Raw genomic sequence first — 17,121 nt, forward strand, 5'->3', positions numbered from 1 at the left:
AATCGCCAACGGCGACGCGAGGGAGGAACGACCGAGCGCCCTTGACGCCCGACCCGAAGCCGCCACCATCAAGACCAGGAGGGCGGCCCCACACCCAACGATCCAACCGGGTTGCTGTCGGCCGGGTTGCTGTCGGCCGGGTTGCTGTCGGCCGGGTTGCTGTCGGCCGGGTTGCTGTCGGCCGGGTTGCTGTCGGCCGGGTTGCCGCCCCTTCGCCGTCCGAGACTGCCCATGCCTGTCTCCGCCGTATCAGGCCCGCCCGCTCGGCCGCACTCCGATCAGGTGTCCGTACGCCACCACGTTGCCCTGGTAGCCGGTCTTCCTCGTGAATCCGCCGCCGCAGGTGATCACCCGCAGTTCGGCACGGTCGCTCGGCCCGTAGACCTTCTCGTCCGGGAATGTGTCGGCCTCGTACACCTCGATGGCGTCGATGGTGAACACAGCGGTGCGCCCGTCCCTGCGGGTCACCTCGATCCGGTGGCCCTTCTTCAGCGCGCCGAGGCTGTAGAAGACGGACGGGCCCCGCGCGTTGTCGACATGGCCGGCCATGATCGCCGTGCCCTTGGCGCCCGGCGACGTACCGTCCTCGTACCAGCCGGCCAGATTGCGGTCACCGGCCGGCGGCACCTCCAGGCTGCCGCCCCTGCCCAGGCCCAGCCCCATGACCGGGGCGTCGACGCGGATCTCGGGTATGCGCAGCCGTACGGGGACCGAGGGCGCCAGCGGATCGGCGGCGGCGTCCGTGTGGACCCCCGGCCCGGCCGCGAACGCCTCGGCGGCCGACGGCATCGGCGGGGTGACGTCGTGCGAGCCGCTGTGGACCAGCCACAGTCCGACGCCGACGGCGACGGCTATGCCCCCCCAGCCCTTGTTCTTGGGGGTCATCGCTCCTCCGGTCTCCTCGGGTCGCTGCCGGGAGAGGTGCCCCGCCCCCGTCGGCCATGGGCCGGGCGGGAGCGGGGACGCGGCGGTACTCGGGCGGTGCGAACCTGCCCGTCAGCTGTCCTGCGCGCCGCTCGCCCGGCGCCGCAGCAGCAGCGTCCCGCCGACGGCGGCCGCGGCCAGTACGGCCACGCCCGCCGCGATCTGGGTGGTGTCAGGACCGACGCTGCCGCCGACGCCGGTGCTGACATGGCCACTCGGCCTGCCGTGGTGCCGCACCACCAGCTCGCCCTCGGCGCGCTTGCCCTTCTTGCAGCGCACCTCGATGTCGTAGGTGCCCGGCTCGGTGTCGTCCGGGATGGTGAACCGGCCCACCGCGCCCTCCTCGTGCGCGTCGGCGCGCAGCCGGAACTCGCCCGCACCGACCGAGCTCGCGTCACCCGTGCCGTGGCCGTCCTTGCCGCACGCGGTGGTGCTCACGGTGACCTTCGTGCCGGGGCTCGCGGGCGAGGGGGACACCTCCAGCGTCCCGGCGTCGCCGGGGTACGCCGCCTGGGCGCCGAGGCCTATGGAGACGAGCGCCAGTGCGGTGGCGGCCAGCAGGCGTGACGTGACCATGGGGTCCTCCGGAAAGCGCATGGTGCGGTGTGCCGTTCTCTCCGAGATAAGGCGCAGCCCGCCCTCCACGCCTGCTGATGAGCCATCAGATCCATGTGGCCTGATCGGCGTGTCGCACTGGACAGTAGGTGTTGTTGCAGGTCGGCGACGGTGACGGGGCGTCAGTCTCCCTCGGTGCCGTGGACCCTGCTGAACGGGTGAAACCGGGCGCGCCGACGGCGCGCCGTCGGCGGGTCCGGTGCGGGGTGTGCACCGGGGCGTGCGCGTCGAGCGAACCGGCGGCGCGCGCCAAGGGGGGAGCCGCCCGGTCGGTGACCACTGTCGTAGCACCGCGACCTTGAGGCGACCCGCCCGTCACAGCAGCTCGCCCGTTCGTGTGATCGCTCTTCCGCGGGTGGTGCTTGACCTCAACCGCGCTTGAGGTAAGACGCTCTCCCTATGGACCTCACCCCATCTGGGAACGCCGCGCCGCACGTCCCGTCGGGCGCCGCGCCCCTCAAGCTCGCCGTCATCGTCGGCTCCACCCGCGACGGCCGCTTCGGACCCGTCATCGCCGACTGGTTCCTTTCCAGGGCCGCCCTGCGCGAGGACTTCAGCGTCGAGCTCGTCGACCTCGTCGAGGCCGAGCTGCCCACCGCCCTCTCCTACAACCCCTCGCCGGAGGTGCGCGCCGAGCTGGCCAAGGTCTCGCCGAAGCTGGCCGGTGCCGACGCCTTCGTCGTGCTCACCCCCGAGTACAACCACTCCTTCCCCGCCGCCCTCAAGAGCCTCATCGACTGGCACTACACCGAATGGCAGGCCAAGCCCGTCGCCTTCGTCTCCTACGGCGGCATCTCCGGCGGGCTGCGGGCCGTCGAGCAACTGCGCCAGGTCTTCGCCGAGATGCACGCCGTCACCGTCCGCGACACCGTCTCGTTCCACAATGCCCGCGCCCACTTCGACGACGCGGGACAGCACCGCGACCCCGCCGGACCGGACGCCGCCGCCAAGACCATGCTCGACCAGCTCGCCTGGTGGGGCACTGCGCTGCGGGACGCCAAGTCGGTCCGTCCGTACGCCGGTTGAGCGCGGCGCGGCGGTGGACGTCCAGGTCGGGCCGGGGACTGCGTACGGTGGCGAGGGCGGGGCCGGACCGGGCCCGTTCGCAGACGTTGAGCCCCATGACGACCCGAAGGAGCCCATGCCGTGGACCGACCACTCGCCTCGCCGCCGCTGCTGGCCGTCCTGACCACCACCGACAGCGCGGACAAGGCGCGGGAGCTGGCCCGCGGCGCCGTGGAGGCGCGGCTGGCCGCCTGTGCACAGATCACCGCGCCCGTGACCTCGGTCTACCACTGGCAGAACGCGATCGAGACCGCCGAGGAGTGGCAGATCCTCTTCAAGACCACCCCGGACTGCTACGACGCGCTGGAAGCGCATCTGACCGCGGCCCACGACTACGACACACCGGAGATCATCGCCACCCCGGTGGTGCGCGGCAGCGCGGCGTACGCGGCCTGGGTCCGGGCGGAAACCGCCGCGCCGTGACCGGCAAGGAGCGTTCCCGCCTCCCGTTCTTCGTCTACGGCACGCTGCGCCCCGGCGAACACAACCACGACCTCTTCCTGCACGGGCGTACCGTCGCCGAGGAGCCCGCGACGCTGCCGGGCGCGCTGCTGTACGCCGGCCCGGGCTATCCCTACGCCGTCGACGACCCCGGCGGCGGTGACACGGTCGCCGGGGAGGTGGTGACCGCGGCGCCGGGGGAGTACGGGGAGCTTCTCGCGGTGCTGGACCGTCTCGAGGAGTTCGTCGCCCCGGGCGACCCGCGCAATCTGTACGAGCGGGTGGTGCGCGACGTGGTTGTCGAGGACGGCACGGCGATCCGGGCCTGGGTCTACATCGCGGCGGACGGCATCGCGCGCGAACTGCGGGCCCGGGGGAGGGTGATCGGGGGAGGCGACTGGTCGGACCGGGCGGGGACGTAGCCGATCCCGGACCGGGCAGGGCGTCGCCCGTACGCGGCCGCCCTGTTCTGTGTTCCGGCCGGACCAGGCTGCGTTCGGACCGGGAGCGCCCGGTCGGGCGGGCGGCTTGTCTGTGCGGCCGAGGGCCCGCCGTGTCAGGCCCGGGCCGATTGCGCCGCGGTCGGCCAGGCCCGGCGCCGGGCCTCGCCGACCCGGGCGAAAGCCCCTCGGCCGACCGGGCCGGACCTCGGACTGAGGCCCCCCGTACCTCAGGCCGCGGCCGCCGGAGCGGGCTGCTCGGCGCGTTCCACCCGGACCGCGCAGACCTTGAACTCCGGCATCCGCGAGGTCGGGTCGAGCGCCGGATTCGTCACCGTGTTGACCCGGCCGTCGCCCGGCCAGTGGAACGGCATGAACACCGTGTCGGGCCGTATGCCGTGGGTGATCCGCGCCGGACCCACCGCGCGGCCGCGGCGCGACACGACCGCGATCGGGTCGCCCTCGGCGGCCCCGAGGCGTTCCGCGAGCTGTGGATGCAGCTCCACGAACGGTCCGGGCGCGGCGGTGTTGAGTTCGTCGACCCGCCGGGTCTGCGCGCCGGACTGGTACTGGGCCACCACCCGCCCCGTCGTCAGCAGCACCGGGTACTCCGCGTCCGGCTCCTCCGCGGCCGGCCGGTGCCCGACCGGGATGAAACGGGCCCGCCCGTCCGCTGTCGCGAACCTGTCCAGGAAAAGCCGCGGCGTGCCGGGGTGAACGGGGGCCGCCGAGCCGACCGGACCGTCGGCCTTGCCCCGGCCGGCCGTGTGCATCCCGGACAGGACCTCCGACCGGGCCGGCCCCGCGTCCCCGGAAGGGGCCTCGATCGCGTCCTCGACCGTCTCCGGGCACGGCCAGAACACGCCGTTCTCCTCCGCGATCCTGCGGTACGTGATGCCCGAGTAGTCCGCCGGGCCGCCCGCGGACGCCCGCCGCAGCTCCTCGAAGACCTCCTCCGGGTCCGAGGGGAATCCCTTCTCGTGCCCGAGCAGCTCGGCCAGAGCGCCCAGCACCTCGAGATCGCTGCGTATGCCGGACGGCGCCTGCACCGCCTTGCGGCGCAGCAGTACCCGGCCCTCCAGGTTCGTCGTCGTGCCCGTCTCCTCCGCCCACTGCGTGACCGGCAGCACCACATCCGCCAGCGCCGCCGTCTCCGACAGCACCACGTCCGCGACGGCGAGGAAGTCCAGGGAGCGCAGCCGCTCCTCGATGTGCCCCGCGCGCGGGGCGGACACCACCGGGTTCGACCCCATCAGCAGCAGCGACTTCACGTCCTGGCCCAGCGCGTCGAGCAGTTCGTACGCACTGCGCCCCGGTCCCGGCAGCGTCTCGGGCTCCACGCCCCACACCCTTGCGACATGGGCCCTCGCCGCCGGGTCGTCCAGCTTGCGGTAGCCCGGCAGCTGGTCGGCCTTCTGGCCGTGTTCCCGGCCGCCCTGGCCGTTGCCCTGTCCGGTCAGACAGCCGTAGCCGGACAGTGGCCGGCCCGCCCGGCCGGTGGCCAGGCACAGGTTGATCCAGGCGCTGACCGTGTCCGTGCCCTTGGAGTGCTGCTCCGGCCCGCGCGCCGTGAGCACCATGCCGGTCGGCGCGTCGCAGAACAGCCGTACCGCTTCGCGCAGCTCGGGCACGCCGACGCCGGTGATCCGCTCGACCAGCTCGGGCCAGTGCGCCATCGCCGCGGCCCTGGCCTCCGCCCAGCCGCTCGTACGCTCGCGGATGAACTCCTCGTCCGTACGCCCCTGCGCCACCACCACATGCAGTAGGCCGAGCGCGAGCGCCAGATCCGTGCCGGGGCGCGGCGCCAGGTGCAGATCGGCCTGCTCGGCGGTCTTGGTGCGCCGCGGGTCGATGACGATGAGCGTGCCGCCGTTCGCCTTCAGCTCGGTCAGATAGCGCAGTGCGGGCGGCATCGTCTCGGCGAGGTTGGAGCCGACGAGGATCACGCACCCCGTGCGCGGAATGTCCTCCAGCGGGAACGGCAGCCCCCGGTCGAGACCGAATGCCTTGTTGTGCGCGGCCGCCGCCGACGACATGCAAAAGCGCCCGTTGTAGTCGATCTGCGAGGTGCCGAGCACGACGCGGGCGAACTTGCCCAGCGTGTACGCCTTCTCGTTGGTCAGACCGCCGCCGCCGAAGACGCCCACCGCGTCGGGGCCGTGCTGCGCCCTCGTACGGCGCAGCCCGTCCGCGATCGTACGCAGGGCCTCCTCCCAGGTCGCCGGTTCGAGCCTGCCTGTGGCGTGGCTTCGGATCAGTGGCTCGGTCAGGCGTACCCGGGAGGAGAGCAGGGAGGGGGCCGTACGCCCCTTGCCGCACAACGCGCCCCGGTTGACGGGGAAGTCGGCCCGCTCAACCACCTCGACGACCGTCTCGGCGGCGGCGCCGGAACCCGGCGTCGCCCGCAGATTCATGCCGCACTGCAGGGCGCAGTAAGGGCAGTGGGTCGGGATGGTCTCGTCGCGCATGACGCCCAGCGTGGAACGTCCGTGTTACGCGGACGGGCGCGCCGCATTACGGGCGAGGTACGCCCCGCTCCGCGCCCGCCCCACGGTCCGGTGAGGTGTACGCCCGTGCTCCCTCTCCCGGGGACACAGCGTGATCCCGCCCGGGGACCGCTCCCCGCCCCGGGGCCACAGCAGGGCGGGCTCATGTCAGCCGCGCCGGCCCAGCATCGCCAGCAGCCGGGACTGGTGGCTGTCACCCGGCGGCGGCTCGATCGGCGGCGCGAACAGCCCCGACTTCGCCAGCCCCGATGCATACGGCGTGACCTCGTCCAGGGCAAACCCCACCAGCGCGGCCGGCAGCCGCTCCGATGCGCCGATGGCCCGCGACAGGTCCCACGCGTGCACCACCGCGTCCGTGGTCATCTGCGCGCAGTACGCGACGGCCGGCGTCTCCCCGTACGACAGCCGCACGGTGCGCTCCAGTGCTCCGTCGGCGGCGAAGGCCTTGCGGGCGGCCCGGGCGGCCGCGTCCCAGGCGGCCCGGGGGCGCTCGCCGAGGACGTCGCCGTCGTACGCGTCGCCGATGTCCCCGATCGACGCACCGTCGCTCACCAGATCGGGCACCCACAGCTGCTCGGCCGTGAGGTGGTTGACCAGATCGCGTACCGACCACTCGGTGCACGGCGTCGGATCGTCCCACTGGTCGGCGCGCACGGCGTGCACCCGCTCGGTGAACAGGGCGAGCGCCTCGGAGTGCCGGGCGAGCAGCGTTGCCATGTCGTTTTCCATACGGCTCACTGTTACGCGCCACCGAGCCCTGCGCGAGTCTGCGGGGCGTCGTGCCGCTCCGCGTCAGCGGCCGGAGGCGGCCGTGGCGTCGGCGAGGGCCTTGCGCACACCAGGCTCCACGGCGCCGAGGAACCGCGGGTCGGGTGTGAGCGCCGCGTCGAGCGACGCCTTGCCGGCCGCGAACATCTCCCGTACGCCGCCGTAGTACCAGGTCGCGTCGTGCGGCTCGGCGACCGAGACGCCGTACGACTCGATCCCGGCCGAGCGGCACAGCGCGACGGCACGCCGGATGTGGAAGCCCTGCGTCACCAGCACCGCGCGATCCACCCCGAAGATCTTCTTCGCGCGTACGCACGAGTCCCAGGTGTCGAAGCCGGCGTAGTCGCTGACGATCCGCCCGTCCGGCACTCCGCGCTCGGTGAGATAGGTGCGCATCGCGTCCGGCTCGTCGTACTCCACCCGGCTGTTGTCCCCGGTGACCAGCACGACCTTGACCTTGCCCGTCCGGTACAACTCGGCCGCGGCATCCAGGCGGTGGGCGAGATACGGCGTGGGCCGGCCTTTCCAGAGCCCGGCGCCGAACACGACGGCGACATCCTGCGCGGGGACCTCGGCGACGGTAAGGACGCGGCTGTCGGCGACGGCGTGCATCCAGGTCGCGGGCGCGAGCGCGATCACGCACCCCAGCATCACCGTCTGCACGGTCCGCCGCCGGGCACGCCGCGAGCGGGGCAGGCGGGGCTTCGGCAGGCGGAGCTTCTTCAAGGAACCCATCACGCCCGGTCAGACGCTTACGGAGAGGAAACGGTTCGGTGGACGGCCGACTTGTTGGCATGATCACCGCCGTGATCGACGACAAGGTGTACATGGCCGCACGCAACAACGCGCAGTGGTGCGACGCCATGTGTCGTGCCCACGGGCTGCCGGGCAGTTTCGGCGCCCGCGTCTGGACCAACGGCCGGCGGACGCCGCCGCTGTACCCGGACGCGGTGACGCTGACCGGGGACGCCACGGCGGACGACATCCTGGGCACCGTCGACACGGCAGGCCCCGGCTGCTCGGTCAAGGACAGCTTCGTGTCCCTGGACCTGGCAGCGGCGGGGTTCGAGGTCCTCTTCGAGGCGCAGTGGCTGCACCGTCCGGGCGACCTGCCCGCGCCGGTGCCGCCGCCGGGGAGGGAGTGGGAGCGGGTTCGCAGCCCCGCCGAGCTGGCCGCGTGGGCAGCGGCCTGGGACGGCGACGAGGGCCTGGCCGGACTGTTCCGCCCGGAACTGCTGACCGACCCCGCGACCACCTTCCTGGCAGCGCGCGAGGCGCCGGGCAAGGACCGTATCGTCGCCGGCGCCGTGGTGAGCCTGGGCGCAGGGGCCGCGGGCATCTCCAACCTGTTCGCCGTGGACGACGACCTGGACGCCGCCTGGGCGGGCGCTCTGGCGGCGGTCGCCCGCCGATGGCCGGGCACGCCGGTCGTCGGGTACGAGCAGGGCGACGACCTGACGGCCGCGGTCGGCCAGGGATGCGCGCCGGTGGGGCCGCTGCGGGTCTGGCTCGTGTCGGCGCAGGCCGCCGACGAGGAGTAGCCGCCGCCGACCGCCCAGCCGCCCGGTCGCGGGGGCAGAGAATCCGCCACGGCGGGGCGCCGGTCCCGCTTGCGCCGGTCCCGCTTGCGCCGGCCCCGCTTGCGCCGGCCCGGCCGACCGCCGGCTCCACGCCCGCCTGCGCCGGCCCGTCGACCGGTGTCGCCCGCCGATCGGCCCGGCGCCCCTTGGCCGGAGACCCGGTCCGGGCTGCGCGCGGGTGGATCCGCCTGCGCTTCGGGCGGGCGTCCGGCCCGGTCGCCGACCACGCCCCGGTCGGCAGCGAACCCGCCGCCGGCAGGCCTGGCCGCTGCGGCGAGGCGCGCCCGCGAAGGCCTCCCGGCGCCGGCCGGCAGCAGCCCCCGCCGCCGCCCACACGCGATTGATCACGTCGTTTCGGGGTGACGCCGCGCCCATTCGGACCCGGCGCGCGCCGACGGTCATGGCGTCGGTCGGGCGCCCGCCTGCGCCGGCCCGGCCGACCGCCGCCTCCACGCCCGCCTGCGCCGCGCCGTGAGCCTGTGGCAAAGACCCGTCACCCTCACGCAACAACCCGGCAACCTGCGCCCGTCACCATCGGTTCATGACGGAGCCGGAACACCTTCGAGAGTCCCTGCCCCTCGACACCACAGCGCAGCTGCTCACGCGCATCACCGCTCAGCTCGGCACCCAGCTGAGTCACGTCCGACTGAACGGAACCCCCAGCGCATGCCCCCGACCGACCGGCCAGCCCTCGTTGTCGTCGCCCACGGCAGCCGCGACCCGCGCGCCGCGCTCACCGTCCGCGCGCTCATCGACGGGGTCCGTGAGCTCCGCCCCGGGCTCGATGTCCGTCTCGGTCACATCGAGCTGAACGAGCCGCTGCTCCGCGACACCCTCGCCGGGCTGCGCGGCAGCCGGGGGCGCCCCGCCCGCGGTGTGCTCGTACCGCTGCTGCTCAGCCGCGGCTACCACGTCAAGCACGATCTGCCGCAGGCCGCCGCGGCCCACCCAGACGCGGAACTGCGTATCGCCGAACCGCTCGGACCGCACCCGCTGCTGGTGGAGGCGCTCTGCTCCCGGCTCGCCGACGCGGGCTGGCGGCCCGAGGACGGCACCAGCCGCAGCGCCGGCGTCGTCCTGGCGTCCGCAGGCTCCCGCGACCCCGACTCGGCCACGGACACCCGCCGGACGGCGGACCTGCTGAGCGAACGGCTCGGCGGGGTGCCCGTCGTCGCCGCCTACGCCTCCGCCCTCACGCCCACCGTGCCCGCGGCCGTCCGCGCCCTCACCACCCGCGGCCGGCACCGCATAGCCGTCGCCTCCTACTTCGCCGCCCCCGGCCTGTTCGCCACCCGCAGCGCCGCGGCCGCGCCGTGGATCGCCGCCGAGCCGCTCGGTACCCACCCCGCCCTCGCCCGGCTGCTGCTGCACCGCTACGACCAGGCACTCAGCCGCCCGTACGCACCTCAGCGGCTCGAACTCTCCGCCGCATAGCCCCGAGTGTCACCTGCTCCGGTTACCTTCGGTGCATGGATGGCACCACCGGCCCCACCGGCAGCACCTCGTCCGAGCCCGCCGCACACGACCCGGCCGCACACCGCCCGGCCCTGCACGACCCCGCCGCTTACCAGCCCGCGCTGTTCGGTCACGCCGCGCACGACGTCGACGCCTATGACGAGGCCGCCACCGAGCGCTGGGCGTCCGAGCCGGACAAGCGCCCCGGCCGTACCGCCTTCCAGCGTGACCGGGCCCGGGTACTGCACTCCTCGGCGCTGCGCCGTCTGGCGGGCAAGACCCAGGTGGTCACCCCCGGCACCCGCAGCCATGCCTGGGACGCCAGCCCGCGCACCCGGCTCACCCACTCTCTGGAGTGCGCCCAGGTCGGGCGGGAGCTGGGGGCCGCACTCGGCTGCGATCCCGATCTGGTCGAGGCCGCCTGCCTCGCCCACGACATGGGCCACCCGCCCTTCGGGCACAACGGCGAACAGACTTTGAACGACTTCGCGAAGGACTGCGGCGGCTTCGAGGGCAACGCCCAGTCGCTTCGGCTGCTGACCCGGATCGAGCCCAAGCGGTTCATCCACAGCGAGTCCACCGGCGAGCCGGTCAGCGTCGGCCTCAATCTCACCCGGGCCGTCCTGGACGCGGCCACCAAGTACCCCTGGCCGCGAGGCGGACACCCCGCCGAGCCCGACTCGGTGAAGTTCGGGGTGTACGAGGACGATCTGCCGGTCTTCGCATGGGCGCGGATCGGTGCCCCCGCGTACCGCAAGTGCTTCGAGGCCCAGGTCATGGACTGGTCCGACGACGTGGCGTACTCGGTGCACGACTTCGAGGACGGTCTGCACGCCGGCCACGTCGACCCCGCCTGCCTGCGGTCGCAGACGGAGCGCCGGGCGATCTGGGACGTGGCGATCGGGCGGTACGTACCGCAGGACACCGACCCGCAGGAGCTGTCCGACGCCCTCGACCGGCTCGTCGACCAGGTGTGGTGGCCGCACCACTACGACGGGTCGGCTGTCGCCCAGGCCCGCCTGAAGGACGCCACCAGCCAGCTGATCGGCCGGTTCTGCCTGGCCGCGGAGGGCGCCACCCGCCGGGCGTACGGCTCCGGCCGGCTCACCCGGTACGCGGCGGAACTGGTCGTGCCGCGCGAGACCCGCAACGAGTGCGCGGTCCTCAAGGCCGTGGCCGACCGCTATGTGATGCAGCGCGCCGAGCAGGAGGTGCTGCGCGCCGACCAGCGTGTCGTGCTCTCGGAGCTGGCGCGCGCGCTCACCGCCCGCGCCCCCGAGGACCTCGAGCCGCAGTTCCGTGCCCTGTTCGACGCCGCGGAGGACGACCGGGCCCGCAAGCGGGTGATCGTCGACCAGATCGCCAGCCTCACCGACGCCTCCGCGCGTACCCTCCACGCCCGCCTCACCGGTCCTCGCCCGCCGGGCTGACACCAGGCCGGTCCCTCGGGTCCGTCCGATATGACACGCCCGGAGGGGCACTCCCCCTTTCGCCATCACGCTCCGTGCGGGACGCTCGCTGAAGGCTGAGCAGCGTAGAACCAAAGAGGAGGCATCACGTGGTCGACGCACATCGGACCTTCGTCATCGTCGGCGGCGGACTGGCCGGGGCCAAAGCCGCCGAGACGCTCCGCTCCGAAGGGTTCACCGGGCGAGTGATCCTCATCGGTGACGAACGCGACCACCCCTACGAACGCCCGCCCCTGTCCAAGGGCTATCTGTCCGGCAAGGAGGAGCGCGACAGCGTCTTCGTCCACGAGACCGCCTGGTACGCCCAGGCGGACGTCGAACTCCACCTCGGCCAGCCCGTCGTCGCCATCGACCGCGACACCAACACGGTCCGCCTCGGGGACGGGGCCGTCATGCACTACGACAAGCTGCTGCTGGCCACCGGCGCCGAGCCCCGTCGCCTCGACATCCCCGGCACCGACCTGGCGGGCGTCCACCATCTGCGCCGCTTGGCCCACGCCGACCGGCTGCGCCACCGGCTCACCGCACTCGGCCGCGACAACGGGCACCTGCTCATCGCCGGCGCGGGCTGGATCGGCCTGGAGGTCGCGGCGGCCGCCCGCGGCTACGGCGCCGAGGTCACTGTCGTCGAGCCGCTGGCCACCCCGCTGCACCAGGTCATCGGCCCCGAGCTGGGCCAGTTCTTCACCGAACTGCACACCGAGCACGGCGTCCGCTTCCGCTTCGGCACCCGCCTCACCGAGATCACAGGGCAGGACGGGATGGTGCTCGCCGCCCGCACCGACGACGGCGAGGAGCAGCCGGCCCACGATGTGCTCGCCGCGATCGGCGCCGCCCCGCGCGCCGCACTCGCCGAGGCCGCGGGCCTCGCCCTGGCCGACCGGGAGCACGGAGGCGGCGTCGCCGTCGACGCGAGCCTGCGCACCTCCGACCCCGACATCTACGCGGTGGGCGACGTCGCGGCCGTCCACCATCCGCTGCTGGGGATCCGGCTGCGCGTCGAGCACTGGGCCAACGCGCTGAACGGCGGTCCGGCGGCCGCACGCGCCATGCTCGGCCAGGACGTCTCGTACGACCGCATCCCGTACTTCTTCTCCGACCAGTACGACCTGGGCCTGGAGTACTCGGGCTGGGCCCCGGCGGGCTCGTACGACCAGGTGGTGCTGCGCGGCGATGTGGGCAAACGGGAGTTCATCGCCTTCTGGCTGAAGGACCGCCGGGTGCTCGCCGGGATGAACGTGAATGTGTGGGACGTCACGGACCCCGTCCAGCAACTGGTCCGCTCCCGCGCACAGGTGGATCCCGACGCGCTGGGCGACCCGTCCGTGCCGCTCGCTTCGCTGGCCGGCTGACCGGGCAGGACTGTGGGCGCACGGCCGTAGACTTCACGCGTGGCCGGCAGGATCAACGATGACGACGTGAAGGCGGTACGGGACGCGGTCCCGATCGACGCCGTCGTGTCCGAGTACCTCCAGCTGCGCAACGCCGGCGGCGGAAACCTGAAGGGGCTGTGTCCCTTCCACGACGAGAAGTCCCCCTCCTTCCAGGTCAGCCCGAGCAAGGGTCTCTTCCACTGCTTCGGCTGCCAGGAGGGCGGCGACACGATCGCCTTCGTGATGAAGATCGACCATCTCTCGTTCTCCGAGACGGTCGAGCGCCTCGCCGCGACGGCGGGCATCACCCTGCGCTACGAAGAAGGCGGGTACAACCCCAGCCACCAGCGCGGCGAGCGTATCCGCCTGGTGGAGGCCCACAAGATCGCCGCACAGTTCTATGTCGAGCAACTGGACGGCCCCGAGGCGGAGATCGGCCGGAAGTTCCTCGCCGAGCGCGGCTTCGACCAGGCCGCCGCCCAGCACTTCGGCGTCGGCTACAGCCCGGCCGGCTGGGACCATCTGACCCGGTTTCTGCGCGGCAAGGGCTTCAGCGACAAGGAGCTGACCCTCTCCGGCCTGTCCCAGGAGGGCCGACGCGGACCCATCGACCGGTTCCGCGGCCGGCTGATGTGGCCCATCCGTGACATCACCGGAGAGGTCGTCGGCTTCGGCGCGCGCAAGCTGCGCGACGACGACAACGGCCCGAAGTATCTGAACACCCCCGAGACCGCGATCTACAAGAAGTCGCAGGTGCTGTACGGCATCGACCTCGCCAAGAAGGAGATCGCCAGGACCAGCACGGCCGTGGTCGTCGAGGGCTACACCGACGTCATGGCCTGCCACCTCGCGGGCGTCACCACAGCCATCGCCACCTGTGGCACGGCCTTCGGCGGCGACCACATCAAGATCCTGCGCCGGCTGCTGATGGACAACGCCACCGCCGAGGTGATCTTCACCTTCGACGGCGACGCGGCCGGTCAGAAGGCCGCACTGCGCGCCTTCGAGGACGACCAGAAGTTCGCCGCCGAGACCTCGATCGCGATCACCCCCGGCGGGATGGACCCCTGCGAGCTGCGCCTGGCCGAGGGCGACCCCGCCGTACAGAAGCTGGTCGAAACCCGCACCCCGCTCTTCGAGTTCGCCATCCGCCACATGGTGGCCCGGCACAACCTGGAGACGCCCGCGGGCCGTGCCGCCGCGCTCGACGAGGCCGCGCCCATCGTGGCCGGTATCAAGAACGGCGCGATCCAGCACGAGTCGGCGGTGCAGCTCGCCGGCATCCTCGGCATCCTCGACACCCAGTTCGTGGTCAAGAGGGTCGCCCAGCTCGCGCGCTGGGCCCGCGAGCGCGGCGGCCGCGGCCCGGACCGGCACGGCGGCCCGTCGCGCACCCCCGCCCCGTACGAGCAGCAGCGTGCCCCCCAGGCCCAGGCCGGCCCCGCGCTCAACCTGCGCAGCCCCGCCCACCGCACCGAGCGCGAGCTGCTCAAGCTTGCACTCCAGCACCCGGACCTGGTCTCCCCGGCCTTCGACGCGTACGGCGTCGACGAGTTCACCGCCCCTCCGTACGCGGCGGTGCGCCAGACCATCGCGGAGGCGGGCGGCGCCGAACAGGGCACCCGGGACAGCCCCGACTACCTGGCCCGGGTCCGGGACGCGGCCCCGAACGACACGGTGCGCGCCATGGTCACCGAGCTCGCCGTGGAGGCCGTCCACTCCCGCACGGTCGACGAGACGTACGCGGGGTTCCAGCTCGTCCAGGTCCGTCTGCGTGCGGTGGACCGCCGTATCCGCGACGTCCAGGGCACGCTCGCGCGCCTCGGCCAGCATGGCGACCCGGAGCAGGGGGCGGCCGTGCAGAACGAGCTGTGGGTGCTCCAGCAGTACGCCCAGTCCCTGCGCAACCAGGGCGCCGACGCGCTCTGAGCGCCCCGCGCACCAGCAGCGTGTCGGCGCTCCGGCATGCCGGCAGGTCGCGGCGCGCCGGCCGATCCGCCCGGACGGCGGCACCAGCGGCATCCGCGTAACCGGACGGTCACGCACGGGTCTCAAAAAGTCACCGCACGCCCCTCGTGGCGGGGATGTGTCGTACCCCACACTGGGGTGCGGTGTCTGAGTCCCCGGAGCGCGGCCGGTCCACCCGAAGTGGGCCTGATATCCCCGCGGATCCGCTCGTCGCGTACGGGACGGAAAGCGGCCCTGCGGCCGTTGCCGTCCCGCTGCCGCACGCCCCCGAACCGGCAGCGATCACCCTGGAGGTCGCCCCCGTGCAGACCCTGACCGAGACCGAAGCCGCCCCGACCGTCACCGCTCTTGCGGCCGCCCTGGCCGAGCAGGTCCCTGCCCAGAGGGTCGCGGCCGACCTCGACGCGGTGCCGGACGCCGACGCGCAGGGCGCGGACGAGGAGCCGGCGGACGGGCACAAGAGGCCTGATGTGCACGAGACGCCTGATGTGCACGAGACGCAGCACGTACGCGACATTCAGCACGTGCACGAGACGCCGGAGCCGCCCGAGCCGCGGCCCGTCGGCCGGGCGGACACCGGCGGACCCTCCTCCGACCTCTTCCGCCAGTATCTGCGCGAGATCGGCCGCATCCCGCTGCTCACCGCCGCCGAGGAGGTGGAGCTGGCGCGTCGGGTCGAGGCGGGTCTCTTCGCCGAGGAACGGCTCGCCGGCACGCCCGATTCCCAGCTCGCCGCCGATCTCGACACGTTGGTGGTCATGGGCCGGATGGCCAAGCGCCGGCTGATCGAGGCCAACCTCCGCCTCGTCGTCTCCGTCGCCAAGCGCTACGTCGGCCGCGGACTGACGATGCTCGACCTGGTCCAGGAGGGAAACCTCGGCCTGATCAGGGCGGTCGAGAAGTTCGACTACGCCCGCGGCTACAAGTTCTCGACGTACGCGACATGGTGGATCCGCCAGGCCATGTCACGTGCGCTCGCCGACCAGGCGCGGACCATTCGTGTCCCGGTCCATGTGGTCGAGCTGATCAACAGGGTCGTGCGGGTGCAGCGCCGCATGCTCCAGGAACGCGGCTACGAACCCACCCCCGAAGAGGTCGCCGCCCAGCTCGAGCTGCCGCCCGAGCGGGTCAGCGAGGTGCTGCGGCTCGCCCAGGAGCCCGTATCCCTGCATGCGCCGGTGGGGGAGGAGGACGACGTGGCGCTCGGCGACCTGATCGAGGACGGTGATGCCGCGTCCCCCGTCGAGTCCGCCGCCTTCCTTCTGCTGCGCGAGCATCTGGAGGCGGTGCTGTCCACGCTCGGCGAGCGTGAACGCAAGGTGGTGCAGCTGCGCTACGGGCTGGCCGACGGCCGGCCGCGCACCCTCGAGGAGATCGGCCGGCTCTTCGGTGTGACCCGTGAACGGATCCGCCAGATCGAGTCCAAGACCCTCAACAAGCTGCGCGACCATGCCTTCGCCGACCAGCTGCGCGGCTATCTCGACTGAGCGCCGCGGCTCATCCCTCGTGATCGTCGTCCGGTCCCTGTCGCTTGGCGCGGGCGTCGATGCCGAGACCGATACCGACGCCGAGGGCGAGCCCGAGCGCGATTCCCAGGGCCAGGTTGTCGGTGAGCATCCCGAGTGAGATCCCCAACGCCACCCCCAGCGGCATCCACAGCGCGACGCCCTGTCCCGGCGTGCTCTTCCCTGCCATGTGGTTCCCCCTTGTGCGGATGTGGGTCGTGCCGTACGGACGCGGTCGTGGTCCGTGACGGCCCATTTTCCCTCACCAAGATCGCATGCGTTCCCGCAGGGGAACCGGGGAGAGGGAGCGGTCTATACCTGGCTGGCGATCTGGATCAGATTGCCGCAGGTGTCGTCGAGGACGGCCATCGTCACCCCGCCCATCTCGAGAGGCTCCTGGGTGAAGCGGACCCCGAGCGCACGCAGGCGCGCGTACTCCGCGCGGGCGTCGTCGACGGCGAACGACGTGGCGGGGATGCCGTCCTCGACCAGCGCCTTCTTGAAGGGGCCGACGGCCGGGTGGCCGTCCGGCTCCAGGAGCAGTTCGGTGCCGTCGGTGTCCTCCGGGGAGACGACGGTCAGCCAGCGGGCGTCGCCGCCGAGCGGGATCTCGGTCTTCTTCACGAATCCGAGCACGTCCGTGTAGAAGGACAGGGCCTTGTCCTGGTCGTCGACGAAGACGCTTGTGACGTTGATCCTCATGGCGCTCTTCCTCTCATGTCCGGGGCGGCCACCGCTCCACGATGCTCTGCAGCGGGGCGGTGTCGAGGTGGTGGAATCTGAACTTGCCGTCGCGCCTGCTGGTCACGAGACCGGCTGCCTCGAGCACTTCGAGGTGCTGGGACACGGCCTGCCGGGACAGGCCGAGCCCGTGCTTCATGGTCAGCCGGGTGCACAGTTCGAACAGCGTCTGGCCGTCACGGTCGTGCAGCTCGTCGAGGATCGCTCTTCTCGCAGGTGCGGCGAGCGCGTGGAAGATGTCGCTCACCACCCCGTTATAGGCAAGTGCTC

At 72.7% G+C, this 17,121-nt stretch carries 17 protein-coding genes and 1 pseudogene; 9 read left to right on the forward strand and 9 right to left on the reverse strand.

Annotated features, from left to right (window positions below; all coding sequences use genetic code 11):
* Positions 1–68: 68 nt before the first annotated feature.
* The 3 genes from ACFYWI_RS31885 to ACFYWI_RS31895 all read right to left on the reverse strand — a co-directional run bounded on the left by ACFYWI_RS31885 (position 69) and on the right by ACFYWI_RS31895 (position 1,500).
* Positions 69–233: a hypothetical protein gene (locus ACFYWI_RS31885; RefSeq protein ID WP_389239232.1), complete on the reverse strand. Its 165-nt coding sequence runs from the start codon at positions 231–233 to the stop codon at positions 69–71.
* Between the two features lie 16 nt (positions 234–249).
* Entirely contained in the window at positions 250–885 is a 636-nt protein-coding gene (locus tag ACFYWI_RS31890) for a class F sortase (protein ID WP_389239233.1), read from the reverse strand.
* A 111-nt stretch (positions 886–996) separates the two neighbouring features.
* Positions 997–1,500, reverse strand: a complete 504-nt coding sequence (locus ACFYWI_RS31895) for a hypothetical protein (RefSeq protein WP_389239234.1) — start codon at positions 1,498–1,500, stop codon at positions 997–999.
* Between the two features lie 438 nt (positions 1,501–1,938).
* Here ACFYWI_RS31895 and ACFYWI_RS31900 point away from each other — a divergent pair, with 438 nt between their 5' ends.
* From ACFYWI_RS31900 to ACFYWI_RS31910, 3 genes are all read left to right on the forward strand, one after another.
* The gene (locus ACFYWI_RS31900) at positions 1,939–2,565 is read left to right on the forward strand and encodes an NADPH-dependent FMN reductase (protein WP_389239235.1); all 627 of its coding nucleotides are present in this window, start codon (positions 1,939–1,941) and stop codon (positions 2,563–2,565) included.
* A 120-nt stretch (positions 2,566–2,685) separates the two neighbouring features.
* Complete coding sequence (cutA, locus tag ACFYWI_RS31905; protein ID WP_389239236.1) at positions 2,686–3,027, forward strand: divalent-cation tolerance protein CutA; 342 nt, start codon at positions 2,686–2,688, stop codon at positions 3,025–3,027.
* Complete coding sequence (locus ACFYWI_RS31910; protein ID WP_389239237.1) at positions 3,024–3,467, forward strand: gamma-glutamylcyclotransferase family protein; 444 nt, start codon at positions 3,024–3,026, stop codon at positions 3,465–3,467. The genes cutA and ACFYWI_RS31910 overlap by 4 nt, the downstream gene beginning before the upstream one ends.
* 248 nt (positions 3,468–3,715) lie before the next feature.
* Here the strand turns inward: ACFYWI_RS31910 and ACFYWI_RS31915 are convergent, their stop codons facing one another.
* The 3 genes from ACFYWI_RS31915 to ACFYWI_RS31925 all read right to left on the reverse strand — a co-directional run bounded on the left by ACFYWI_RS31915 (position 3,716) and on the right by ACFYWI_RS31925 (position 7,486).
* Positions 3,716–5,953, reverse strand: a complete 2,238-nt coding sequence (locus ACFYWI_RS31915) for a molybdopterin oxidoreductase family protein (protein ID WP_389239238.1) — start codon at positions 5,951–5,953, stop codon at positions 3,716–3,718.
* A gap of 186 nt (positions 5,954–6,139) precedes the next feature.
* Positions 6,140–6,721, reverse strand: a complete 582-nt coding sequence (locus ACFYWI_RS31920) for a TIGR03086 family metal-binding protein (RefSeq protein ID WP_389239239.1) — start codon at positions 6,719–6,721, stop codon at positions 6,140–6,142.
* 63 nt (positions 6,722–6,784) lie between these two features.
* Positions 6,785–7,486 (reverse strand): vancomycin high temperature exclusion protein, encoded by a 702-nt coding sequence (locus tag ACFYWI_RS31925; RefSeq protein ID WP_389239240.1) that lies wholly within the window; start codon positions 7,484–7,486, stop codon positions 6,785–6,787.
* 68 nt (positions 7,487–7,554) lie between these two features.
* Here ACFYWI_RS31925 and ACFYWI_RS31930 point away from each other — a divergent pair, with 68 nt between their 5' ends.
* The 6 genes and pseudogenes from ACFYWI_RS31930 to ACFYWI_RS31955 all read left to right on the forward strand — a co-directional run bounded on the left by ACFYWI_RS31930 (position 7,555) and on the right by ACFYWI_RS31955 (position 16,092).
* A complete protein-coding gene (locus ACFYWI_RS31930) occupies positions 7,555–8,301 on the forward strand; it encodes a hypothetical protein (protein WP_389239241.1) in 747 nt (248 codons plus the stop codon).
* Positions 8,302–8,881: 580 nt separating this feature from the next.
* Positions 8,882–9,774: pseudogene (locus ACFYWI_RS31935) on the forward strand (sirohydrochlorin chelatase).
* A 35-nt stretch (positions 9,775–9,809) separates the two neighbouring features.
* Positions 9,810–11,225 (forward strand): deoxyguanosinetriphosphate triphosphohydrolase, encoded by a 1,416-nt coding sequence (locus tag ACFYWI_RS31940; RefSeq protein ID WP_389239242.1) that lies wholly within the window; start codon positions 9,810–9,812, stop codon positions 11,223–11,225.
* A gap of 128 nt (positions 11,226–11,353) precedes the next feature.
* Positions 11,354–12,616 (forward strand): NAD(P)/FAD-dependent oxidoreductase, encoded by a 1,263-nt coding sequence (locus tag ACFYWI_RS31945; protein ID WP_389239244.1) that lies wholly within the window; start codon positions 11,354–11,356, stop codon positions 12,614–12,616.
* A 39-nt stretch (positions 12,617–12,655) separates the two neighbouring features.
* Positions 12,656–14,566 (forward strand): DNA primase, encoded by a 1,911-nt coding sequence (gene dnaG / locus ACFYWI_RS31950; RefSeq protein WP_389239245.1) that lies wholly within the window; start codon positions 12,656–12,658, stop codon positions 14,564–14,566.
* Positions 14,567–14,748: 182 nt separating this feature from the next.
* Entirely contained in the window at positions 14,749–16,092 is a 1,344-nt protein-coding gene (locus ACFYWI_RS31955; protein WP_389239246.1) for an RNA polymerase sigma factor, read from the forward strand.
* A gap of 10 nt (positions 16,093–16,102) precedes the next feature.
* On the opposite strand, the gene ACFYWI_RS31960 is transcribed toward ACFYWI_RS31955, so the two are convergent.
* From ACFYWI_RS31960 to ACFYWI_RS31970, 3 genes are all read right to left on the reverse strand, one after another.
* Positions 16,103–16,300, reverse strand: a complete 198-nt coding sequence (locus ACFYWI_RS31960; RefSeq protein ID WP_389239247.1) for a hypothetical protein — start codon at positions 16,298–16,300, stop codon at positions 16,103–16,105.
* 122 nt (positions 16,301–16,422) lie between these two features.
* Positions 16,423–16,812, reverse strand: a complete 390-nt coding sequence (locus tag ACFYWI_RS31965; RefSeq protein ID WP_389239248.1) for a VOC family protein — start codon at positions 16,810–16,812, stop codon at positions 16,423–16,425.
* 13 nt (positions 16,813–16,825) lie between these two features.
* Complete coding sequence (locus ACFYWI_RS31970) at positions 16,826–17,101, reverse strand: ArsR/SmtB family transcription factor (RefSeq protein ID WP_389239249.1); 276 nt, start codon at positions 17,099–17,101, stop codon at positions 16,826–16,828.
* Positions 17,102–17,121: the final 20 nt, after the last annotated feature.

Source organism: Streptomyces sp. NPDC002889 (assembly GCF_042888425.1).
Taxonomy (GTDB): domain Bacteria; phylum Actinomycetota; class Actinomycetes; order Streptomycetales; family Streptomycetaceae; genus Streptomyces.